We start from the raw sequence: 23,159 nt of genomic DNA on the forward strand, positions 1-23,159 counted from the left end.
GTTATCGCTTTAATAGAAGCTTCATGAAAGAAAACATTTTTGACAACCTTTTGAACAGAATGGTGAATACCGAACCATGCTTTATCAAAAATATTAGTAGTTAAATGCCTAAGTCAATTATTTTATTAGAAGTATGTTATCAAATTTAATAATACGTTTAGAATGAAATTATATAATGCATTTTGTTGGCAATAGCATCACCTCATCACTACATAACTTTTAATAAATGAAAGGAATCATATTAGCAGGCGGCTCAGGAACACGATTACATCCCCTTACGAAAGTAGTAAGTAAACAGCTGATGCCTGTATATGATAAACCCATGATATATTATCCGTTAACAACGTTGATGTCTGCTGGCATAAGGGATATTTTGATTATTTCAACCTCAAAGGACACGCCAAGATTTAAGGCCCTTTTGGGAGATGGGAACGATTATGGTTGCCGTTTTGAATATGCCGTTCAGGAACAACCCAATGGGCTGGCAGAAGCCTTTATTATCGGAGAAGATTTTATAGGGAAAGATGATGTTGCTCTTATATTAGGCGATAATATTTTTTACGGTTCTGGATTAGATGAAACGTTACAGGCAAGTATTAAGCCTAACGGAGGTATTATATTTGCTTACCATGTTCAAGATCCGAAGCGCTACGGTGTGGTAGAATTTGATAGAGATAATAAAGTGATTTCTATTGAAGAAAAGCCTAAACAACCAAAGTCCAATTATGCTGTACCGGGTGTTTATTTTTACGATAATAGCGTTGTGGAAATTGCCAAGCAAATCCAACCAAGTTCTCGAGGTGAATTGGAAATAACCGATGTCAATAGGGCCTATTTGAACAAAGGATTATTACACGTGCAAATCTTAGACAAAGGAACAGCCTGGCTGGATACAGGAACCTTTAATTCATTGATGCAGGCCTCTCAGTTTGTGCAGGTTATAGAAGAGCGTCAGGGACAAAAAATTGGGTGTATTGAAGAAGTGGCGTATAAAATGGGGTATATCGATAAGGAAAAACTAAATGCATTGGCCTTGCCATTACTTAAAAGTGGTTATGGGGAATATTTAATGCAGCTGGTTGATGAGTAAAATTTGTGATCAAGTGATGCAGTTATCATGTGATGTAATGGAAGAGTTACTTGGTTATGGAACATAAATTGAAGAGGTTTAAACTTTTGGGTTGAAATGAAAAATATCATCACACTATCACCTGATCACACCATAACAGAAAAAGAACATCACTTGATCACAGCATAACAACATAACAAACAATACGTGACACCAATAAATTCCCATAAGGACTTAAATGTATGGAAAGAAGCCATGAAACGAACATTAAGAAATTTTAAAAATTACTTCACAAAAGGAAATGTTTAAAATTTTTAATGAGAGAACGAGTGTAAGGAGTGGTTGCACACGTTCTTAATTTTATAATTACAATAAAATCAATTAATTACTAAAATTTAAACGTGTGAAAATGGTTACGGAAATTTATGTAATCACAAAAACCTTTCCCAAAGAAGAACAATTTTCATTAGTAAGTCAAATGCGACGTGCTGCGGTGTCTATTCCTTCTAATATAGCAGAAGGAGCAGCTAGAAGGGGTAACAAAGAATTTAAGCAGTTCTTATATATTGCATTAGGATCTTTAGCAGAGTTAGAAACCCAACTGATGATAGCCGAAAATTTTAATTATATTGATAGTCAAAAAGAAACTTCGGAAGCATTGATTTATATAAGGCGAATGCGCTCCAAATTAATTGAAAGTTTGTAAAATTGCATAACAGCATAACAGCATAACAATACAATGACCATAACCCCAACACCTTTAAAAGACTGTTATATCATACAACCCCAAATATTTGAGGATGAACGCGGTTATTTTTTTGAAAGTTTTAATCAGCGTGATTTTGAAGAACAAACGGGAATTAGGGTTGATTTTGTACAAGATAATCAATCCCAGTCTTCGAAGGGTGTTTTAAGAGGCTTACATTTTCAAAAAGGGGCATTTGCCCAAGCTAAACTGGTGCGTGTCGTAAAAGGAAAGGTTTTGGATGTTTGTGTGGATATTAGAAAAGGATCACCAACTTTCGGTCAACACTTTTCCGTGGTTTTAGATGATATAGAACATAAGCAGCTCTATATCCCAAGAGGCTTTGCACACGGCTTTTTGGTATTGGAAAACGATACGATCTTCACTTATAAATGTGACAATTATTACAACAGCGCTTCAGAATCCGGTATTATATTTAATGATAGAACCCTGAATATTGATTGGGGGATGCCTGATTCGCAGTTAATTATTTCAGAAAAAGATCAAAACTTACCATTATTTGACACATTGTATATGTAATCATCTAAATTTGTGTGGTCATCAAAACGCTGAGCAACGAAGTGAAGAATCTTAGTTGGATTGATAAAGTTATAAGGAGATAAGGTAAAAGGAGTTGGATGTAATTTGGGGAACCTACCAATTTTTGGTATTTTTGAATAAATAATTAGGAAGTTATGAGTAAAAACACATCAATATCACTCGGAAATTATTTTGACCAATTTGTTAGTAGTCAAGTTACTGCTGGACGATACAAAAACGTGAGTGAAGTAATCAGAGCTGGACTTCGTCTTTTGGAAAACGAGGAAAGTAAAGTCATTGCCTTGAGAAACGCAATTCAAGAAGGAATTGATAGCGGCATTGCACACGATTTTGACCCAGACAAACATCTTCAGGAATTAAAAGCTAGACGTAAAAAGAATGGCTAAGTATGAACTGACCAACAAAGCGGTTGAGGATTTGACTGGAATTTGGGAATACACAATTGAAAAATGGTCTGAACCACAAGCTGACAGATATTATAATTTGCTGTTGGACAGTTGTCAGGACATTGCTAGTAATCCTGAATTGGGAAAGAATTATGACGGAATAACAAATGACTTATTCGGACTCAAAACTAGCCGACATATCATTTTTTATCGAAAACGAACTGACCAACCGATTGAAATCACGAGAATCTTACACGGGCTAATGGATTTGAAAAATAGAATAACAGAATAAAAAAACTACACCCAATGACTGCTATAAGTAATTGCCTCTACTTGCTTATTCCTGAAGCACGATTGCCATTGGGATACTCAACTACTTATACGTGCCGAGACCGTTAAAGAAAGATGATTTTTTGAATAATATAATAGCCGGCTTTTGTTATAAAGTATATTGTCATCAAGGAGGGGCTTTTTGTCCGACGAAAGTGTCTTCTCTGTCATTCAGAAGGGGATTGAGCGTTAAAAATACATCCAGTGGATGTGTTTAGCGAAAATGCCAGATGGCGGGCAGGTTGACGACTGAAGAATCTATTGATCGTATATAATAGTATTTTTTGAATGAAAAAAGCATCAAATTTGCCAACAACCAATTGTTACCCTGAGCTTGTCGAAGGGAATCAACAACTAACAACCATATTGGTTACTGGGGCAAATGGGCAATTGACATCGTGCATTAAGGATATAATTTCGGGGTATGAGGATTTAAAAGTTATCTATACCGGCCATCAGGACTTGGATATTTGCAATGTAAATCAGGTGCAAGCCTTTTTTAAGGCTAATAAAATAGACTACTGTATCAATTGTGCCGCATACACTGCAGTCGATCGCGCAGAAACTGAAACAGAAAAGGCATTTGCCATAAATGCAACGGGGCCTAAAAATTTAGCTTTAAGCTGTCGGGTGTATGGTATTGTCTTGATTCATATATCAACCGACTTTGTCTTTGATGGAGAAAAAAAAGAGCCTTATGTTGAAACGGATATTCCTAATCCAATGAGTGTATATGGGGCATCTAAACTACAGGGTGAAATTGAAATTAAGGAGCTATTAGAGCACTATTTTATTATTAGAACGTCTTGGTTGTATTCGGAATACGGGCATAATTTTATGAAAACCATGCTGCGATTGGCAGAAACAAATGATGAGATTGGAGTTGTTTGCGATCAAATAGGATCGCCAACCTATGCGGGTGATTTGGCAGAAGTTATAGTTGCTATTATTTGTACTGAGTCAAAACATTATGGTCTTTATCATTATAGTAATATGGGGTCTGTGAGCTGGTGTGATTTTGCAAAGGCGATTTTTGAGCTTACCAAAACAAAAATAAAAGTAAGTCCTATAAAAACAGAAGCTTATCATACAGCAGCAAAGCGACCTTCTTATAGTGTCCTAAATAAAGAAAAAATACGGCATGAATTGAGTCTATGTATTCCCAGTTGGGAATATAGCCTTAAAAGGGCTTTGGCAAAATGTGTTTAGGAGCGGTGTTTTAGTAAAAATTGTTATTCTGTGTTCATACACTATCCATACTGTATCCATACTTTATCTATACAGTACCTATACAGATTGACTCGTCCTAAAATAACTATACAGATTAACAAAAAATAGTACGGATTTTAAGTGTATATTGTGAGAATTAATATATTGAAAAAGTTTAAATGAGTTTATTGCAATTTAGATTAAAAACATGAATAAAGAACGGTATAAAATAGCAATAATAGGCCTGGGCTATGTAGGTTTACCTTTGGCGATGGAATTTGCAAAAAAAGGATTTCAGGTTCAAGGCTATGATATTAATGAGGGACGCATATCGGAATTAAAAAAGGGTATTGATGTCACTAAAGAAGTACCTTCGAATGCATTTTTGCAAGCTAAGGGCTTACAGTTTACAACACAGCTTGAAGCGCTAACAGGTGCTAATATCTATATCGTTACGGTGCCAACACCTATTGATAGGTTTAATACACCAGACTTGTCATTTCTTATCAATGCCAGTCAATTGGTGGGTAGTGTTTTATCCAAAGGTGATATTGTTATCTATGAATCGACGGTATACCCTGGTTGTACAGAAGAGGTTTGTGTACCAGAATTGGAAAAGTCAAGTGGTTTAAAATTCAATCAAGATTTTTTCTGCGGTTATTCTCCTGAACGTATCAATCCTGGTGACCTCGTTCGAAAAGTTCATAATATTGTAAAGATTACTTCCGGAAGCACCGCAGAAATAGCAAGTGTTATTGATGAATTATATAACCAAATCGTAACAGTAGGTACCCATAAAGCTTCTAGTATAAAGGTAGCCGAGGCTGGTAAGATCATAGAGAATATTCAACGGGACGTGAATATTTCGTTGATTAATGAGCTGGCCCTGGTGTTCGATAAACTGGAGATTGATACTATGGAAGTTTTAGAAGCCGCAGGAACCAAATGGAATTTTTTACCCTTTAGACCGGGGTTGGTAGGAGGGCATTGCATTGGGGTTGATCCCTATTACCTAACTCACAAAGCCGAGAGTTTGGGGTACTATCCAGATGTTATCTTGTCGGGAAGGCGTGTTAATGACATGATGGGTGTCCATGTAGCCAATAAAGTCGTAAAATTATTAGTGGAACGGAGTAGTGTCATTAAAGGGGCCAAAGTGTTGGTTTTGGGGATTACCTTCAAAGAAAACTGCCCGGATATAAGAAATTCAGGAGTAGTAGATGTTGTTAGTGAATTACAAGGGTTTGGATTGGATGTTGATGTATTCGATCCGCATGCACTGGCCGATGAAGTTAGAAAAGAATATAATCTTGAATTGGTGGAAACGTTGAAAGACGGCTACGATGCCATTGTATTAGCGGTTGGTCACAACGAGTTTGAGGCTATTGATTATGCATCGTATAGAGATAAGGGCTGTGTTATTTATGATGTAAAAAGTTTTCTTCCAAAGGCATTGGTCACTGCGCGTTTGTAATAGAAGTAGAAGTAGATAGGTGTGTGTTTGTATTCAAGATGATTTTTATTAGCCAGTACAGTGAGTCATACCTGCGCAGGCAGGTATCCACATTACCATATCGGCATTTCTTTAATTTTTATTAGTACTTACTACTAAGTGGATGCCTGTTTTCACAGGCATGACAGGTAACCTTATTGGTCTTGTTGCGGGTTACAAGCCTAAAGCGTTATAGTTGGGGTAAAGTCTTTACGACAGACTAAATAGTGTTTGGAATTGTATTAAAAACGTTTCGTTGTCATACCTGCGTAGGCAGGTATCCCATAGTCCTATCGACATTTTTTAGTTTTTATAAGCACATAGTGCTAAGTGGATGTCTGTTTTCACAGGCATGACAAGTAACTTAAAAGGCTCTGTTGCTAGTTAGGTCAGGCTAAAGTATAAGAGGGTGACTCTATTCATAACTGCGCATATTTTGACTTTTTACGTTAAGTGCTGTCGAGGGTTTTGAGTAAGAAAAAAATAGCGTATTAATGTCATACCTGCGTAGGCAGGTATCCATATGAAAATCATAAATAATCTAAGATTACACGGTATACAAGTTTTAACTATTTTTATAAACCGAACAAATTAATTTAATAGTATTGAAAAGAAAAGACCTTATCATAAAGCGAATCTTTGACCTCTCGTTGTCGATAGTGTTATTGCTCTTATTCGGCTGGCTCATTTTAATATTTGTGTTCATGGCATGGTTGGACACTAAGCAGCTAGGAATTTTTAAACAACAGCGCGTAGGCAAAAATGGCCGATTGTTTGAGATTTATAAATTGCGTAGTATGAAAATGATGCCTGATAATAGACTAAATGTTACGCGATTGGGGCATTTTTGGCGACGAACCAAGTTAGATGAATTACCCCAATTATTGAATGTGCTTTTAGGAGATATGAGTTTGGTAGGGCCACGTCCGGACATTGCCGGTTTTGTAGATATGCTTGAAGGAGATGACCGCATTATATTGTCGGTAAAACCAGGTATTACAGGACCAGCATCGTTGTATTTTAAAAATGAAGAACATTTGTTAGCGCAACAAACAGATCCTGAATTCTATAATAGAACTGTGATTTGGCCTAAAAAGGTTGAATTGAACAAAACCTATATTGCTGAATATAGCTTTTATAAGGACATCATTATAATTCTTAAAACGATTTGCACTTCATTTGGTACGTCATTGCGAGCATGGCGAAGCAATCTTTAAGTAGGGGAGTCCTTAACCAAGGGATGGCTTCGGTCGTACCTCCCTCGCCATGACGTAGGTGTTTGTTTTTTGGTTGGACTTTCGGCAAAGGTTTGGACAATCAATTTGGGGAAAGCAGGTCATTATTTGTATAGCTAATCAGTTTTTAACGTCATTGCGAGTATGGCGAAGCAATCTTTAAGTAGGGGAGTCCTTAACCAAGAGATGGCTTCGGTTGTGTCTCCCTCGCCATGACGTACGTGTTTGTTTTTTGTTTGGGTTTGTAACAAGGGTTTGGACAATCAATTTGGGGAAAGCAGGTCATTATTTGTATAGCTAATCAGTTTTTAACGTCATTGCGAGTATGGCGAAGCAATCTTTAAGTAGGGGAGTCCTTAACCAAGAGATGGCTTCGGTTGTGTCTCCCTCGCCATGACGTACGTGTTTGTTTTTTGTTTGGGTTTGTAACAAGGGTTTGGACAATCAATTTGGGGAAAGCAGGTCATTATTTGTATAGCTAATCAGTTTTTAACGTCATTGCGAGTATGGCGAAGCAATCTTTAAGTAGGGGAGTCCTTAACCAAGAGATGGCTTCGGTCGTGTCTCCCTCGCCATGACGTACGTGTTTGTTTTTTGTTTGGGTTTGTAACAAGGGTTTGGACAATCAATTTGGGGAAAGCAGGTCATTATTTGTACAGTTAATCAGTTTTTAACGTCATTGCGAGTATGGCGAAGCAATCTTTAAGTGGGGAGTCCTTATCCAAGGGATGGCTTCGGTCGTGTCTCCCTCGCCATGACGGATGTATCGAGAACAGTTCAACCCCTAAAATGTTCTTCACAAGATTGCTTTTTCTATCTTTATACGATCCAAACCGAACATTATAATTCATCTTATGGATTTTAAAATAAAACTATCCACACCCCACATGGGAGGCCAGGAATTGAAATACATTCAAGAGGCCTTTGATACAAACTGGATAGCGCCGGCTGGTAAAAACATAGGTGCTTTTGAGCAGGCTTTAGAAGCTTATTTAGGAAGAGGTGTTTATGTCGCAGCCTTATCTTCGGGCACTGCAGCTATTCATTTGGCTTTGATACTCGCAGGTGTAAAAAGGGGAGATGAGGTGATTTGCCAGAGCATGACCTTTGTAGCATCAGCAAATCCTATCCTGTATCAGGGAGCAATGCCCGTATTTGTTGATAGCGAAAGCGAGACTTGGAATATGTGTCCCAAACATTTGGAGCGAGGTATTGAAGATCGGATTGCGAAAGGTAAAAAACCCAAAGCCATTATTGTGGTTCATATTTTTGGCATGCCTGCCAAAATGGATGAGATACTTAAGGTCTCCCAAAAATATGGCATTCCACTTATAGAAGATGCCGCCGAAGCCCTAGGAAGTAAATATAAGGGGCAGCAATGTGGCACTTTTGGTGATTTTGGAATCCTATCATTTAATGGTAATAAAATGATAACGACTTCGGGAGGAGGTGCATTAATTTGTAAGGATGAAAAACTAAAACAAAAGGCTATTTTTTTAGCTACACAAGCTAAAGATGATGCTCTATGGTATGAGCATAGCGAGGTAGGGTTCAACTATCGTTTGAGTAATATTTCTGCGGGCATTGGTCGAGGACAAATGAAGGTGTTGTGCGATTATGTTGAAAAGCGTAGAGCGAACCATCAATTTTATCAGCAATTATTTCAATCATATGATTTTATTGAGGTGTTTTCAGAACCATCATTAGATTGCTTTTCGAATTATTGGTTAAATTGTATCCAAATCCATTCAAATGAAGCCAATATAACCCCTTTGGGCTTATTGAAATATCTGAAGGATCATAAAATTGAGTCAAAACCCATATGGAAACCATTACATTTACAGACCGCGTTTAAAGGTTGTTCGCTTTACGGTAATAAAGTGTCGAAATCGATTTTTGAACAGGGACTGTGTTTGCCATCGGGATCAAATTTAAGTAAAACGGATAAAGAGTTTATTGTACAGGTTGTGTTGGGGTATATAACATAATGGGCAGTCCGTCATTGCGAGCATAGCGAAACAATCCGTAAGTTCGGTAGGCCTAACTATGAGATTACTTCGGTCGCAGGCTTTGTTTTCAACAGATTGCTTCGTCCTTCGTCCTCGGCATGACGCATGTTGGGGTGTTGTATGAAATAAAGGGCAGTCCGTCATTGCGAATCCAGACGTTTGCAGTCTGGATGAAGCAATCCCTTGGAGGCAAGTTTCATATACAACACATAGCTTCGGTTGTACTTCTTTCCCAATTAGGTATTTTATATCATTTAAATAATAGAATTCTATAAACTAATCTCAAGAAAACTATATTTACCTTAAATTAGCTGTTAAAATTTGCTATTGCGAATGAGGAGCGAATGAAGCAATTTCTTTTTTATAAAGGAATTTGCAGTATTAATATTAAATTCTAATGAATTCAAAAACAACATTCAATTATAAAGGAAAATCCATATTAATTACGGGTGGCACAGGCTCGCTTGGTCAAGCACTTACCAAACATATTCTAAAGAAACATCCTGAAGTGGCACGTGTGGTTGTTTTTTCAAGGGGTGAACAGAAACAGGCATTGATGGCACGGGAATTATCTGTTGAAGAATATCCGCAATTACACTTTATAATTGGTGATGTAAGGGATAAAGAGCGTGTATTACAAGCCTTTCAGGGTATCGATTATGTGATTCATACAGCGGCCATGAAAGATATAAGTATTACGGAAGCGAATCCCGGGGAATGTATTAAAACGAATATTGGAGGGGCAGAAAATGTTATTGAAGCAGCTTTAAAAACAAAAGTATCCCGTGTGGTGGGGTTGTCTACGGATAAAGCTTGTGCTCCAGTCAGTTTGTATGGAGCAACCAAACTGGCAGCCGATAAATTATTTGTGGCGACCAATTGTATTCCAAGCAACCAGAAGACACGTTTTTCAGTAGTGCGTTATGGTAACATGATGGAATCCAGTGGTTCGGTAGTGCCGTTTTTTTTGAAGAAAAAAGAGTCCGGGATTTTGCCTATTACACATCCCGAGATGACACGGTTTAATATCTCGATTTAGGAGGGGGTAGATATGGTATTGTATGCTTTGGAGTGCGCTTGGGGCGGCGAAATTTTTGTGTCTAAACTCCCTTATTATAGAATTACAGATTTGGCCGAAGCGATAAGTCCAGACTGTAAGAAACCTATTGTGGGCATACGCCCCAGAGAAAAGATCCATGAAGAAATGATAGCGCTTGCCGATGCCTTTTGCACTTACGATTTGGGAAACTTCTATGTTATTTTACCACCGAATCCTAACTGGGAGGTAGAGGAATTTGTTAAAATTTACAAGGCTAAAAAAGTGAATACGGGATTTAGTTATAATTCCGGCGAGAATACAAAATGGGAAACTGTAGAAAGTTTGAAGGCCTTGGTAAGCAAGGTGTAATTATTTAAACAGTTTTTTTAACAATTTTATCGACTAAATAAACTTGTTAACAAGAGGAATTATAGTACTTTTGCCACAAGATTGAAAAAGATCGTTTTCTGAATATAAAATCTACTAATGTGAATTTAAAAGAATATAAAATAGCGATAATTGGACTTGGTTATGTAGGTTTGCCTCTAGCGGTTGAGTTTTCAAAAAAGAGATTTCAAGTTTTTGGTTTTGATGTGAATGAAAAAAGAATTAATGAACTTAAGAAGGGAAAAGATTCAACTAAAGAAGTTTCCGAAAAGGAGCTTGCAGAAGTTCCTTTTTTGCATTTTACAACTAAGTTAGAAGCTATTAAAGAGGCAGATATTTATATAGTTACTGTTCCAACACCCATTGATAATTATAAAACCCCCGATTTATTACCTCTTAAAAAAGCAAGTCAAACAATTGGAACCATATTAAGTAAAGATAATATAGTCATTTATGAGTCTACGGTGTATCCTGGATGTACCGAAGAAATTTGTGTACCAGAGTTAGAGAAAGTCAGTGGTTTGGTATTTAACAAGGACTTTTTCTGCGGTTATTCGCCTGAAAGAATTAACCCGGGAGATCCGGTGCGTAAAGTACATAACATTGTAAAAATAACATCAGGCAGTAACCCTGAAATAGCGGATATTATTGACAAACTATACAATGAGATTGTAACTGTCGGGACTCATAAAGCATCTTCAATAAAAGTTGCAGAAGCTGGTAAAATTATAGAAAACACACAAAGGGATGTTAATATTTCATTGATGAATGAATTGTCTTTGATTTTTGATAGAATGGGGATAGATACTTTGGAGGTCCTAGAAGCAGCAGGAACTAAGTGGAATTTTTTACCATTTAGACCAGGATTAGTTGGAGGGCATTGTATTGGTGTTGATCCGTATTATTTAACCCATAAAGCGGAAAGCTTGGGGTATTACCCGGATGTTATACTATCAGGGAGACGTGTTAATGATAACATGGGGATTTTTATTGCCAATAAGGTTGTGAAATTAATGGTTGAGAAAGGGCATGTTGTTAAAGGAGCTAAAGCTTTGGTTTTAGGAATAACTTTTAAAGAAAACTGTCCAGATATAAGAAATTCAAGGGTTATTGATGTTGTAAGAGAATTGCAGAGTTTTGGAATTAGAGTTGACGTATACGATCCATATGCCTTAAAAGAAGAAGTTTTTGATGAGTACGGTATTATGTTAAAAGAAAAACCTGAGACTGGATATGATGCTGTTATCTTGGCTGTTGGACATGAAGAATTTAGAGAATTGGATTTTAAATCCTTTGGCAATGGATTGGAAACTGTTATTTATGATGTTAAAAGTTTTTTGCCAAAAGAAATGATTACAGATAGGCTTTAAGGTGGTTGTTTTAAGTATATCAACGTGTATATTTATGATGTTTTAAAAAGAAAACACAGAATTGTTGTTATTAGAAGGTTAGATTTAAATTAATAATATAAATAAATGTTTAAAGATAAAGTATTAATGATTACTGGAGGCACGGGGTCCTTTGGGAATGCAGTATTGGATAAATTTTTGGATTCTGAAATCAAAGAAATACGAATTTTTAGTCGTGACGAAAAGAAACAAGAAGATATGCGTATTAACTATAAGAATGATAAACTGAATTTTATTGTTGGGGATATACGTGATTTTGATAGTATTAATAATGCAATGAGAGGGGTTGATTATCTATTTCATGCAGCTGCTCTTAAACAAGTTCCTTCTTGCGAATTTTATCCTTTACAAGCCGTTAAAACAAATATATTAGGGGCCGAAAATGTTTTAGAGGCTGCAGCAAGAAATAAGGTAAAGAAAACCATTGTGTTAAGTACAGATAAGGCTGTGTATCCTATAAATACTATGGGTATGTCTAAAGCTATGATGGAGAAGTTGGCAATTTCTAAATCAAGAGACCCCAGAGTACAAGAAAATGATGGTGTAATTTGTGCTACTCGTTATGGTAATGTAATGGCATCAAGAGGGTCTATTATCCCTTTATTTATAAAACAAATTAAAGAAGGAAAAGAACTTACGGTTACAAATACCAGAATGACTCGTTTTATGATGTCTTTAAAAGATTCTGTTGATTTAGTAATGTTTGCATTTCAAAATGCAAATCCCGGAGATATTTTTGTTCAAAAATCACCTGCTGCAACTATTTTAACCTTAGCCGAAGCATTAAAAAGCTTATTTAAAGCCGAGAATAAGATTACTATTATTGGAGCAAGACATGGTGAGAAAATGTATGAAACACTATGTGGAAAAGAAGAAATGTCTAAATCCGAAGATCTGGAACACTACTATAGAGTACCTGCAGATATGCGAGATTTAAACTATACCAAATATGTACAAGAAGACGGGCCAAGACTACAAGACGAAGAGTATAATTCTGATAACACTCAACAACTAAATGTAGAAGAGTTAAAAGAATTATTATTGACAATTGATTATGTAAGAGAAGAATTATCTCTTCAAGACACCAATAACATATAATATTTTAGATGATATCATTAGTAAAAACGGGCTTACCTACATCAGATGTTTTAATGCCAGCACTAGAAAAGGTGCTGTATAGCGGTTATATTGCACAAGGTACTGTAGTAGATGAGTTTGAGAATTTGTTTTCGGACTATATTGGAAATAAATTTTCGGTTTCGGTAAATTCAGGAACAGCAGCCTTACATATAGCTCTAATATTGGCAGATGTAAAAGAAGGAGACGAAGTAATTAGTACACCACTTACTGCAGAACCTACAAATACAGTAATTGGTCAAACAGGAGCTAAGATAGTATGGGCAGATATTGATTCTTGTACTGGAAATATATGCCCGAAAGATGTCGAAAGGAAAATTACCTCAAAAACAAAAGCAATAATGACTGTCGATTACGCAGGGATACCAATCGATATTGCTTCTTTTAAAAAAATTGAGAAAAGATACAAAATACCAATTATAGAAGATGCAGCTCATGCTTTAGGAGCAAAGTTTTCAAACAAAAAATTAGGAAATCATTTTCGATTTACAACATTCTCTTTTCAGGCGATTAAGCATATGACTACAGTAGACGGAGGGATGATTTGTTTTAGAGATAAGGAAGACTACGAAAAAGCCAAATTAATTCGATGGTTCGGTTTAGATAAGAAAAAAACAAGACAAGACAATGATATTACTGTGCAAGGGTACAAATATCATATGAATAATGTTAATGCACAAATTGGTATTACGCAACTTAATAGAATTCATGAATTGGTGGATCCATATATAGAAAATGGAAAATATTATGATGAAGAATTAAAAGGAGTCGAAGGTGTTGAGCTTTTAAAATACTATCCCAATTCAGAACCATCGTATTGGTTATATACACTTAAAGTAGAAAATAGAGGTCGGTTTATTTCTAAACTTGCCGAGCATGGTATTATGGCTTCAGAATTACACAAAAGAAACGATATACATTCTATATTTTCTAACTCAAAAACGGTTTTGCCAAATCTGGATGTTTTTTCCAAAAAAATGGTACATATCCCTTGCGGATGGTGGGTAACTAATGAGGAAAGGCAAAAAATTGTAAATGTTATTAAAAATGGGTGGTAATCTCAATGAAACCAAATTTTTATGATTCCTATATTTAAACCTTATATGCCTGATAATGTAACTTCTGAACTAGAGAAAATACTCTATTCTGGAAGATTAGCATTTGGTGAAAATGGTAAAGAGTTTGAACAAAAATTATCAAATTATATTGGTACTAAAAAAGTACTAACAATTAGTTCTTACAATCACGCATTACTTATTATTTTATCTACCTTAGGTTTACAACCCGGAGATGAAGTTATAGCATCACCAGTTAGTTGCTTAGCATCTAATCAGCCTTTTGCTATTAAAGGACTAAAAGTTATTTGGACAGATGTAGAACCAAACTCTGGAACAATGTCTCCAGAGGATGTTAAAAAGAAAATAACTAAGAACACAAAGGCTATTTTTCATAATCATTATTGCGGATATTTGGGGCATATCAATGAAATCAATGCCATAGGTAAAGAACATGGTATTCCTGTGATTGATGATTGTATCGAAGCATTTGGATCTGAATTAAATAATAAGAAAACAGGAAATCTTGGAACGGCTATAACCGTTTTTTCGTTTCAAACAGTTAGGTTACCAAATACAATAGACGGCGGAGCATTAGTTTTTGAAGATGAAAAATTATTTCAAAAAGCTAAATTAATTCGAGATTATGGTATAGATAGATCTATTTTTAGAAATGAGTTTAACGAAATCAATACAGCTTGTGACATAAAATTAGAAGGTTATGGAGCGCTAATGAGTGAGATAAATTCGTTAATTGGTTTACGACAAATCGACCATATAGATACATTAATTCAAAAACAAAGAGACAATGCCTCTGTATGGATGGATAGTATTGAAGAGATGAAAGACATAAAGAGTCTCAAATTGTTACCCGATTCCCTACCTAATTATTGGGTATATGGTATAATAGCAAAAGATAAATATGCTGTAATGAAAGATTTTAGAGGAAAAGGGTTTTATGCCACAAGCGTGCATATAAATAACAATATATACTCTGTTTTTGAAAATAGAGTAGAGTTAAAAGGAGTAAATGAATTCATGAATCATTTTGTAGCTATTCCTTGTGGTTGGTGGTTTACAAATAAAGCAGGATGAAAGTAATTTTTTTAGCCTATAGAGAATGGGCAATCGAGGTGTATGAAGCAATTAGAAAAAATCCTAAATTGTCAAAAATCACTTTTTGTAAAACGCAAGATGAACTAAAATCTCTTAATATAGAAGATTATAATTTATTAATTACTTGCGGCACCAGTGAAAAACTAGGTAATACAGTTTTAAGCAGGATAGAAGTAATTGGTGTGCATTGTGCAGAGTTAGATAGATACTCCTATGGGTCACCAATTCAGAATCAAATTATTGATGGAATAGTATTCTCTAAACATAGAATTTTCAAATTAACTTTTGATGAAAACTCTGATAGAGCTCATGCTCATGCCTGTTTATTTTCTCATGAAGTAGATCTTGATTTATCTGGAAATATGAAAGAGATATTATTTCAAATGACAGCTACAAGCATCGTTCTTTTTAATATGTATTTACATGACTTCCCTGATATAACATGGAAAAGTTGGCCAAAAGAAGAGGTCAAAAGAGAAAGAAGAGTTCCTAATGATAGTCGTTTGTCAAAAGAACAATTCATGAAAATGAATACAGAACAGTTGTATAACTTTTTTAGATCTCTAGAAGAACCATATCCAAATGGATATATTGAAGATGAGGTTGGTCGGTTATATATAAAAAATACAGAATTCAAAAAGAAATAATATGCGAATAGCTTTTGCCGCAAGTCGAAATTTGGCTGTTGAAATAATTCGATGGATTGATACAAATAAGAGTCTATATGACATTGAGCTAGTAGGAGGAATCGCCCCAAGTTTTAAAGGATGGTGGGATGAACAAGTAAAACATGTTTATGAAGAATTAAAAATACCGGTTTATTCGAGTATCGAAGAATTAATAGAACAAACCTCACCAGATTTAATTTTCTCTTTGAATTATTGGAAATTAATTTCTTCAGAATGTATATCTAAAGTAAAAAAGGGAATCATTAATATACATCACTCTCACTTATTAAGATTTAAAGGAAGGTACTCGACTAGTTGGGCTATTATTAATGCAAGGAAGGATAATTATTGGAAACACGGAACAACATTGCATTATATAGATGAAAAATTAGATGAAGGAAAAATTATTGCCAGTAGTTCTTGTCCTATAGAGGAGAAGGATACAGCAGAAACGTTGTTTAATAAAGTAGAAATACTGGCGGTTGATCTTTTTAAAGAAAAATTTAAGGATATACTAAATGGAGTCGAAAGCTTTCTTGAGCCTTCAGAGATGACCTATTATTACGATAAAGATTCAAACAAAAACTTGAAGTTAGACCCAGAATCTTCAATAGAAGAAATATATGATTTTGTAAGGGGTTGGAGCTTTAAAGACAGACCAAAACCCTATTTTGAATATAATGGACAAAAAATGTATTTATCATTGAATGATGTATAATTAAGTTTTTTATTTAAGATAGAGTATAAATTGGATATCAAAAGGATAAAAATTTACGAGCCTTTAATAATGATCGTATCTTAATTAGTTATACAAATTTGATAAACTGTTTGTAGTTTTAAATTAAAAACACTTAATATTTTAAGAGTAGTTAGTAACAATTATGTTTCAAAAGAAATCAATTTTCGTTAATGGGGGCCGTAAATAAAAACATTATTGCAAATATCATAGGTCGAGGGTTGAGCATGATTTCTGTTTTCATTTTTATACCTATTTATATTAGTATTTTGGGTGCAAAAATGTATGGTGTCATTAGTTTTTATGTCATTCTTCAAGGCATATTAATTTTTGCTGATGCTGGTTTAACAGCTACATTAAAAAGAGAATTGGCCAAAGGAGATGATTCATTCGAAAGCAGGTTTACAAAATTTAAAATCCTAAGATCAATAGAAGTAATTTATATTTTTATAGTATTCCTAATTGGTTTTTCTATATTTTGTGGCTCTGATTTTATAGTAGATAGCTGGTTAAATATAGAAGATTTAGACTTTCAATCTACAAAATCAGGTATCCAATTAATGGGAATAGCATTAGGGTTTAATTTTCTTTCTACATTATACCAAGGCGGTGTTATTGGTTTAGAGAAACAAATTGCATCTAATTTTTTGCAGATAGTATGGGGAGTATTAAAAAATGGAGGAGTCATTATTGCCGTTTTATTAATTGACAAAAGTCTAACTGTTTTTTTTGGATGGCAATTAATAATTAATATTTTGTATGTTATCATTTTACGCATTTTTCTTTTAAAAGTTCTAAAAAAGAAAGATAGATTTAAATGGGTAATAAAAACTGATTTTAAAATTTTAAAATCAGTTTGGAAGTACGCTGTAGGAATGTTTATAATAGCCGTTATTGCATCTATAAATTCACAATTTGATAAAATAGTCTTAAGCAGTTATCTGGTTGTTTCTGAACTTACGATTTACACTGTCGCTTATTCATTATCAACAATACCTGTTGTTTTGTCCGGACCAATAGCAACAGCAATTTTTCCTCGATTAACACAATATTTTGATCGTAAAAACAATGTAAAACTGTATAGAGTATTTAATAATTCATTCAATTTAGTTTTATTATTAGCAACTACTGCAGGAACAATTTTGGCTTTTTATTCAGGATATTTTTTGGAAATATGGACTCAAAATAAAGAAATTGCAATAAAAGGAGCATTGCCTGCAACTTTTTTATTGCTTTCTCAAGTGCTCCTTTCCCTTCAGGTAATACCATTTTATTTAGCTTTGGCAAAAGGAAATACAAAGATTAATATAATTGTTGGCCTTTTAGGGATAATAACTTTAATTCCAATTATTATTGTAGTTGCTAAGTATTATGACATTGTAATTGTTGCTTTGACAACTTTTTTATATTATTTAATCATCACACCTATATATATAGGAGTTATTGTTTACAAACTAACTAACTTGAACTGTTATAAATGGGGTTTAAACAATTTAGTAAAGCCAATAATCATAATTGTGTTAGGATCATCAATATTTTATTTTATAAACCTAAAACTTGATTTAAATTTTATTTTGAAAGGGTTATATATATTAATCACTTCAATAGCTGTATTTATTATAAGTTTTTCCCTAACATTTAAAATCAAATTAAAGAATATTTTTAAATTTATTAAGAATGAACTATTTACTTAGTATTATAATACCCACAAAAGACAGATATACTACTTTGCTTCCTGTCTTAGATTCCCTGCTTAACATTGATTCAAAGGAATTAGAAATTGTAGTTCAAGACAATAGTGTTAATAATAATGATATTTTAAAATACATTGAACTAAAAAAACCATTAAACCTTTCTTATTACTATTCTAATGAAAAGTTATCTATAGTACAAAATTCTGACAGAGCTGTGCTAAATTCTAAAGGCGATTATATCTGTTTTATAGGAGATGATGATGGTGTAATGCCATATATTATAGATGTAGCTGGTTGGATGAAAATAAATGATATAGAAGCTGTTAAGGGGTATAAACCTTCATATTCATGGCCAGGACAACAAGTTAGTTATTTAGAAAAAAATGCTTCAGGCGTTTTGAGGTATGAAAATTTTAATTATGGAGTTAAGAAAATTGATGTAAAAAAAGCTCTTAAATATAATTTGTCAAAAGGAGGTACAGACTTGTCTCCTTTACCCTGTTTATACCATGGTATCGTTTCAAGAAATGTTTTAAATAAAATATATAATAATACAAAATCGTATTTTCCTGGACCAAGTCCAGATATGGCAAATGCTATAGCTTTATCATTGTATGTGGAAGATTACCGTCTTTTTGGTTTTCCAATAGTTATAAGTGGAAAGTCTATGAGTAGTACAGGAGGAAAAGGTGTTTTGCATAAGCATATAGCAAAAATTGAAGATGTGCCACATTTACCTAGCACAACGAATTCAAATTGGAGTAATAAAGTGCCTAAATATTGGACTGGACCTACGATATGGGCTGAGTCTGTTATTAAATCGTTAGAAGCATGTGGTGGTGGTGCTAAGGTTTCAGAAATAAATTTTTCTTATTTATATGCAGAGTTATACGTATTTCAATTTTCATACCGAAAGCAAATTTTTAATGATTTTAATAATTCAATTTATAGTTTTAAGTTTTTTTTCAACTTAATTTCTGTTTTTTTTAAAAGGGTTATTACTTTTTTTAAAAATAGGTTAAGACTTAAAATAACTACTGTTTATAAAATAGATAACATTGGTGAAGCAATAAAAATTTTAGATAAAAAAACAAATAAAAAGGGACTTCCATTTATTAAAAAAACTGTTTGAATTACCGATGAAATTAGCAACTCATAAAAAATATCAAAATTATTTATTCGCGTTATTAGTTGTTTCAGGTTCTTTAAAAGTAGTATTGTCATATTATAATTTTCCGTACGATATAACATTATTTATATTGTTTTTAATTGTTGTTGATATCTTTTATATTAGTTTTATAAAAAGGAGAATAGTATTTAAAAAGGTAGAGGTTATCTATATATTTATTATTTTGATTTTTTATTTAATTGCAGGGCTAAGTATTCTATATACACCATCTACTCTGGGTTATGAAAAATTTTTTTTAATGCTTATACCTTTGACTGGGTTTTTATACACAAAATTTATCAAAGAATTAAACTTGAAAATATTATTCAGAATCTTGTTATATATAATGCTGCCACTTTCATTTTGGTTTATTTTATTTAAGTTTTTACTTTGGAATGATATAAGCTTTATTGAATTTAGGACAGATACACTTAGGTTCAATCCATTAAGAAACACTTATTTGAATTTTGGATATTTAATGGGACTAATGTGTATATTGTCTTTGAAGTTTTTTAAAAAACCTATGTTAATTTTTATCTTAGGTATTATAGCTATGCTAGGTTTAGGATCTAGGGGAGCCTTATTGTTTCTTTTTTTTAGTATTGCAATAGTATATTTTAAGCAAATTGTTTTCTTTTTTAATAACTTAAAATTAAAAAAATCCTTTTTTAATTTTTTATTTCTTTCGTTTATTCCAATTCCAATTTTCATTGTAGTTTTTTTTGATAAAATTGAAAAATTAATTGGCTTTGGTTTTTCTCGATTCATCTCTCTCTTGAACGCATCTAGTGATGAATCAGTGCTAGGAAGGTTAAATCATTATTTTTACGTTATAGATGAAGGTTTGACCATTCATGGGCTAACTATAGGTAATGGTTTAGCTAGTTTTGGAATCAGTTACTTAAAAGAAGATATATTAGCCTACCCTCATAATATTTTTTTAGAAGCTTGGTACGAATTGGGCTTTATTGCGATGTGTTTGCTCGCTCTTTTTTTTATTTTACCTTTTTTCCATTTAAAAAGAAAACAAATACTATTTGCTATTGCTCTTTTCGCATTTTTAAATGCAATGAAAACCCTTAGTTTTTCTACTGATAGGAATTTGTTTATTCTATTTGGGGTTTTACTATTTCATAAAGAGCTTAAAGATAAACTATATAACTAATCACCTTAAAAATGATACTAAAAATAGTACATATAACAACAGTGCATTATAGGTATGATGTTAGAATTCATTATAAATACTGTAAAGCGTTATCAAAGGAGGAAGGGTTAAAAATGGACCTTGTTGTCGCGGATGGTAAAGGAACAGAACAGGTTAGTGATTTAAAAGTTTTGGATCTCGGAAGAATAAAATTTGGCAGAATAGGTAGGGTTATTCTAGGTAATTTAAAAGTTTTAAAGTTTTGCATACTGAATAAAAGGGATTTAATACATTTTCATGATCCAGAATTATTACCTTCAATGATTGCTTTAAGGTTAATTGGGAGAAAGCTTATTTTCGACATGCACGAAATTTTGCCTTTACAAATTCTCACAAAAACCTATCTACCTAAGGTTTTTAGAATTTCTTTAAGCAAAGGAGTTCATTTTTTCCAAAATATTTTTTTTCGATTTATCCCAGTTATATTCGCTGAGTTTTCGTATGCTAAATATTTTACTAAAGTACAGCTCCAAGAGACGATATTAAATTATCCTTTAAAAGTAGAGTTTGAAGCTATTTCTGAAAGAAAGAAACCTCATTTTACTTTAGGTTACATGGGAAGTGTTACAGTTGAAAGAGGCGCTTTAGTTATGTTGGAAGCTGTTGCAGAATTAAGAAAACAAGGAGAAGATATTCACCTCCTTTTTGTTGGGCCAATTGATGATGATTTAGAGTGTTTTTCTGTTTTCAAGGAAGCCGAACAGGAAGGATGGGTTACTTTTAAAGGCAGATTAAAACCTAAAGAAGGGTGGCGTTATATGTCTCAATGTCACATAGGTATGGCCGTGCTTCAAAGCTCTCCTAATTTTATTGATTCATATCCTACTAAGTTATTTGAATATATGTTGTTAAAATTACCAATAATTACATCTAACTTTCCTTTGTATCGAGGTATAATAGAAGATGCAAAGTGCGGGATAGTGGTTGATCCATCTTCGGTAAGAGAAGTAAGTGAAGCTATTTTGGCAATTAAAAATAATGATTCTGAAAGGGTTTTTATGGGAGATGAAGGGTGTAAAAGAGCTATTGAAAAGTATAGTTGGGAATCATCAGAACTTTTAAAAGTAAAAAGCTTTTATAATCAGGTATTACAAAGCTAAATAATAATGTAATTATTAAATGTTGTGATATGAAAGCATCCTGATTTTTGAAGTTGTGCTCATTAAGTGTAAAGCAAATAACTATAATTTAGCAACATTTAAAGGGGCGAGAATTTAATTTTTATAATAGGGGATTTAGAAAAGAATATAGTTCAACTATAGAACAATTTAGATATGAGAGCCCTGTAAAGAATACTGTAATCTAATTACAAAAGAACTAATAAATGGATACTGTTATCAATAAATATTCAAGAGCTAAAGAAATATGGATTAATATTGGGTTGTTAACCTTTCCTATTGTGTTACCACTCCCTACTCCATTAAATATTAAGAGTATATCTTTTATTGTTTTTTTAATCACCCTGTTTTTTAATACTCCTTTTAAAATAATTGATTATAAAAACTTATTTACAAACAAAGTAGTTACTTTATTTTTTGTTCTTTATCTGCTTGACCCTATTTTATCTCTTATAAGGGGAAATGGCTTTTACTTACAAGATTTAAGGTTGCCTTTTTTAATTGTTCCAATAATTTTTTTACTTTGTAAAGATTTGTTAATCAAGTATAAGAGTAAAATCCTGTTTGCTTTTACAGCAGGAACATTTGGCTACATTGTATTTACACTGCTTTTTGTTATTTATTTCTACACTAACTCGATTGAGGTTTTTGCATTTGACTATTTTTTAAAATATGTAACCTATCATTATTTACCTTTTGCTATCCATCATACATATATGGGAATATATTTATGTTTTGCTACTTCTATTGTTTTATTTTTTTTGGAGCTAAAAACCAATGTAAAAATATTTTTATGTTTTATCTTATTTTTTTCGATTCTTATAATTGCTAGTAAATTAACTATTGTGTTTTTCATTATGACGCTTTTTACCTATTTAATGCTCAATTTGAAGTGGTCATTTTTAAGGAGAATAACACTAATAGTAACTTTAGCTTTTACGTTTTTTATAGTGATAATTATATTATATTTTAAGACTGATCTATTTAGAACATTAAATATTAGTATTAATGAAAGATGGGATCTAATTAACTGTTCTTTAGAAGGGATTTACTCCAATTTTTTTATTGGAATAGGAGATGGTAATGTAAAGAGCTTCATTGTAAGTTGTAATAGTAGTTTGGGATTAAAAGACACACATAATGTTTTTTTGCAAGAATTGCTTTCTAATGGGATACTAGGTTTTTTTGTGTTATCTACGATACTTTGGAGTTTAACTAAATTATTTTTTAAAGTAAAATCGACATTGGGAGTAATGCTTATGTTTATGGTTTTCTTTTTTGGTTTTGTTGAACACCTTTTTGACCTTCAGCATGGTGTTCTATTCTTTATATTCTTTATGTTGCTTATTTATTGTACATGCGAATTAAATTTAAAATAGAATTATTAATATT

At 33.1% G+C, this 23,159-nt stretch carries 20 protein-coding genes and 1 pseudogene; all 21 read left to right on the forward strand.

What is annotated here, in order from left to right:
• Nucleotides 1–226 precede the first annotated feature (226 nt).
• Complete coding sequence (gene rfbA, locus JF259_RS08560) at nucleotides 227–1,090, forward strand: glucose-1-phosphate thymidylyltransferase RfbA (protein ID WP_199114905.1); 864 nt, start codon at nucleotides 227–229, stop codon at nucleotides 1,088–1,090.
• 388 nt (nucleotides 1,091–1,478) lie between these two features.
• Complete coding sequence (locus tag JF259_RS08565; RefSeq protein ID WP_199114906.1) at nucleotides 1,479–1,775, forward strand: four helix bundle protein; 297 nt, start codon at nucleotides 1,479–1,481, stop codon at nucleotides 1,773–1,775.
• Between the two features lie 33 nt (nucleotides 1,776–1,808).
• On the forward strand, nucleotides 1,809–2,354 hold the full coding sequence (gene rfbC / locus JF259_RS08570; RefSeq protein ID WP_199114907.1) for a dTDP-4-dehydrorhamnose 3,5-epimerase: 546 nt from the start codon (nucleotides 1,809–1,811) through the stop codon (nucleotides 2,352–2,354).
• A gap of 155 nt (nucleotides 2,355–2,509) precedes the next feature.
• Nucleotides 2,510–2,761 (forward strand): type II toxin-antitoxin system ParD family antitoxin, encoded by a 252-nt coding sequence (locus tag JF259_RS08575; protein WP_199114908.1) that lies wholly within the window; start codon nucleotides 2,510–2,512, stop codon nucleotides 2,759–2,761.
• Nucleotides 2,754–3,053, forward strand: a complete 300-nt coding sequence (locus JF259_RS08580; RefSeq protein WP_199114909.1) for a type II toxin-antitoxin system RelE/ParE family toxin — start codon at nucleotides 2,754–2,756, stop codon at nucleotides 3,051–3,053. Before JF259_RS08575 ends, JF259_RS08580 begins: the two co-directional genes overlap by 8 nt.
• Nucleotides 3,054–3,379: 326 nt before the next feature.
• Nucleotides 3,380–4,300, forward strand: coding sequence for a dTDP-4-dehydrorhamnose reductase (gene rfbD / locus JF259_RS08585; RefSeq protein ID WP_199114910.1), 921 nt, complete (start codon nucleotides 3,380–3,382; stop codon nucleotides 4,298–4,300).
• Between the two features lie 208 nt (nucleotides 4,301–4,508).
• Complete coding sequence (locus JF259_RS08590) at nucleotides 4,509–5,774, forward strand: nucleotide sugar dehydrogenase (protein ID WP_199114911.1); 1,266 nt, start codon at nucleotides 4,509–4,511, stop codon at nucleotides 5,772–5,774.
• A gap of 623 nt (nucleotides 5,775–6,397) precedes the next feature.
• The gene (locus tag JF259_RS08595) at nucleotides 6,398–7,009 is read left to right on the forward strand and encodes a sugar transferase (RefSeq protein ID WP_262894892.1); all 612 of its coding nucleotides are present in this window, start codon (nucleotides 6,398–6,400) and stop codon (nucleotides 7,007–7,009) included.
• Nucleotides 7,010–7,881: 872 nt separating this feature from the next.
• Nucleotides 7,882–9,015, forward strand: a complete 1,134-nt coding sequence (locus JF259_RS08600; RefSeq protein ID WP_199114912.1) for an aminotransferase class I/II-fold pyridoxal phosphate-dependent enzyme — start codon at nucleotides 7,882–7,884, stop codon at nucleotides 9,013–9,015.
• 418 nt (nucleotides 9,016–9,433) lie between these two features.
• Nucleotides 9,434–10,444, forward strand: a pseudogene (gene pseB / locus JF259_RS08605) (UDP-N-acetylglucosamine 4,6-dehydratase (inverting)).
• A 119-nt stretch (nucleotides 10,445–10,563) separates the two neighbouring features.
• Nucleotides 10,564–11,832 carry a nucleotide sugar dehydrogenase gene (locus JF259_RS08610; protein WP_199114913.1) on the forward strand — a complete coding sequence of 423 codons (1,269 nt, stop codon included), beginning with the start codon at nucleotides 10,564–10,566 and terminating at the stop codon, nucleotides 11,830–11,832.
• Between the two features lie 105 nt (nucleotides 11,833–11,937).
• Nucleotides 11,938–12,969 carry a polysaccharide biosynthesis protein gene (locus tag JF259_RS08615; RefSeq protein ID WP_199114914.1) on the forward strand — a complete coding sequence of 344 codons (1,032 nt, stop codon included), beginning with the start codon at nucleotides 11,938–11,940 and terminating at the stop codon, nucleotides 12,967–12,969.
• Between the two features lie 8 nt (nucleotides 12,970–12,977).
• Nucleotides 12,978–14,066: a DegT/DnrJ/EryC1/StrS family aminotransferase gene (locus JF259_RS08620; RefSeq protein WP_199114915.1), complete on the forward strand. Its 1,089-nt coding sequence runs from the start codon at nucleotides 12,978–12,980 to the stop codon at nucleotides 14,064–14,066.
• Nucleotides 14,067–14,087: 21 nt separating this feature from the next.
• Nucleotides 14,088–15,158 (forward strand): DegT/DnrJ/EryC1/StrS family aminotransferase, encoded by a 1,071-nt coding sequence (locus JF259_RS08625; RefSeq protein ID WP_199114916.1) that lies wholly within the window; start codon nucleotides 14,088–14,090, stop codon nucleotides 15,156–15,158.
• Complete coding sequence (locus JF259_RS08630; RefSeq protein ID WP_199114917.1) at nucleotides 15,155–15,826, forward strand: hypothetical protein; 672 nt, start codon at nucleotides 15,155–15,157, stop codon at nucleotides 15,824–15,826. Before JF259_RS08625 ends, JF259_RS08630 begins: the two co-directional genes overlap by 4 nt.
• Before the next feature lies 1 nt (nucleotide 15,827).
• Nucleotides 15,828–16,565: a formyltransferase family protein gene (locus tag JF259_RS08635; RefSeq protein WP_199114918.1), complete on the forward strand. Its 738-nt coding sequence runs from the start codon at nucleotides 15,828–15,830 to the stop codon at nucleotides 16,563–16,565.
• A 191-nt stretch (nucleotides 16,566–16,756) separates the two neighbouring features.
• The gene (locus JF259_RS08640) at nucleotides 16,757–18,277 is read left to right on the forward strand and encodes an oligosaccharide flippase family protein (protein WP_199114919.1); all 1,521 of its coding nucleotides are present in this window, start codon (nucleotides 16,757–16,759) and stop codon (nucleotides 18,275–18,277) included.
• Nucleotides 18,261–19,409 (forward strand): glycosyltransferase, encoded by a 1,149-nt coding sequence (locus JF259_RS08645; protein WP_199114920.1) that lies wholly within the window; start codon nucleotides 18,261–18,263, stop codon nucleotides 19,407–19,409. The genes JF259_RS08640 and JF259_RS08645 overlap by 17 nt, the downstream gene beginning before the upstream one ends.
• 7 nt (nucleotides 19,410–19,416) lie before the next feature.
• A complete protein-coding gene (locus tag JF259_RS08650; protein WP_199114921.1) occupies nucleotides 19,417–20,610 on the forward strand; it encodes a hypothetical protein in 1,194 nt (397 codons plus the stop codon).
• Between the two features lie 11 nt (nucleotides 20,611–20,621).
• Nucleotides 20,622–21,749, forward strand: coding sequence for a glycosyltransferase (locus JF259_RS08655; RefSeq protein WP_199114922.1), 1,128 nt, complete (start codon nucleotides 20,622–20,624; stop codon nucleotides 21,747–21,749).
• A gap of 224 nt (nucleotides 21,750–21,973) precedes the next feature.
• On the forward strand, nucleotides 21,974–23,146 hold the full coding sequence (locus JF259_RS08660) for an O-antigen polymerase (protein ID WP_199114923.1): 1,173 nt from the start codon (nucleotides 21,974–21,976) through the stop codon (nucleotides 23,144–23,146).
• Nucleotides 23,147–23,159: the final 13 nt, after the last annotated feature.

It is taken from the genome of Snuella sedimenti (assembly GCF_016428595.1).
Taxonomy (GTDB): domain Bacteria; phylum Bacteroidota; class Bacteroidia; order Flavobacteriales; family Flavobacteriaceae; genus Snuella; species Snuella sedimenti.

Coding starts and splice junctions, on each gene's coding strand:
- JF259_RS08660 (WP_199114923.1), top strand. CDS start 21,974: ATGGATACTGTTATCAATAAATATTCAAGAGCTAAAGAAATATGGATT.
- JF259_RS08620 (WP_199114915.1), top strand. CDS start 12,978: ATGATATCATTAGTAAAAACGGGCTTACCTACATCAGATGTTTTAATG.
- JF259_RS08645 (WP_199114920.1), top strand. CDS start 18,261: ATGAACTATTTACTTAGTATTATAATACCCACAAAAGACAGATATACT.
- JF259_RS08580 (WP_199114909.1), top strand. CDS start 2,754: ATGGCTAAGTATGAACTGACCAACAAAGCGGTTGAGGATTTGACTGGA.
- JF259_RS08640 (WP_199114919.1), top strand. CDS start 16,757: ATGGGGGCCGTAAATAAAAACATTATTGCAAATATCATAGGTCGAGGG.
- JF259_RS08600 (WP_199114912.1), top strand. CDS start 7,882: ATGGATTTTAAAATAAAACTATCCACACCCCACATGGGAGGCCAGGAA.
- JF259_RS08615 (WP_199114914.1), top strand. CDS start 11,938: ATGTTTAAAGATAAAGTATTAATGATTACTGGAGGCACGGGGTCCTTT.
- rfbA (WP_199114905.1), top strand. CDS start 227: ATGAAAGGAATCATATTAGCAGGCGGCTCAGGAACACGATTACATCCC.
- rfbD (WP_199114910.1), top strand. CDS start 3,380: ATGAAAAAAGCATCAAATTTGCCAACAACCAATTGTTACCCTGAGCTT.
- JF259_RS08590 (WP_199114911.1), top strand. CDS start 4,509: ATGAATAAAGAACGGTATAAAATAGCAATAATAGGCCTGGGCTATGTA.
- JF259_RS08655 (WP_199114922.1), top strand. CDS start 20,622: ATGATACTAAAAATAGTACATATAACAACAGTGCATTATAGGTATGAT.
- JF259_RS08565 (WP_199114906.1), top strand. CDS start 1,479: ATGGTTACGGAAATTTATGTAATCACAAAAACCTTTCCCAAAGAAGAA.
- rfbC (WP_199114907.1), top strand. CDS start 1,809: ATGACCATAACCCCAACACCTTTAAAAGACTGTTATATCATACAACCC.
- JF259_RS08625 (WP_199114916.1), top strand. CDS start 14,088: ATGATTCCTATATTTAAACCTTATATGCCTGATAATGTAACTTCTGAA.
- JF259_RS08575 (WP_199114908.1), top strand. CDS start 2,510: ATGAGTAAAAACACATCAATATCACTCGGAAATTATTTTGACCAATTT.
- JF259_RS08650 (WP_199114921.1), top strand. CDS start 19,417: ATGAAATTAGCAACTCATAAAAAATATCAAAATTATTTATTCGCGTTA.
- JF259_RS08635 (WP_199114918.1), top strand. CDS start 15,828: ATGCGAATAGCTTTTGCCGCAAGTCGAAATTTGGCTGTTGAAATAATT.
- JF259_RS08630 (WP_199114917.1), top strand. CDS start 15,155: ATGAAAGTAATTTTTTTAGCCTATAGAGAATGGGCAATCGAGGTGTAT.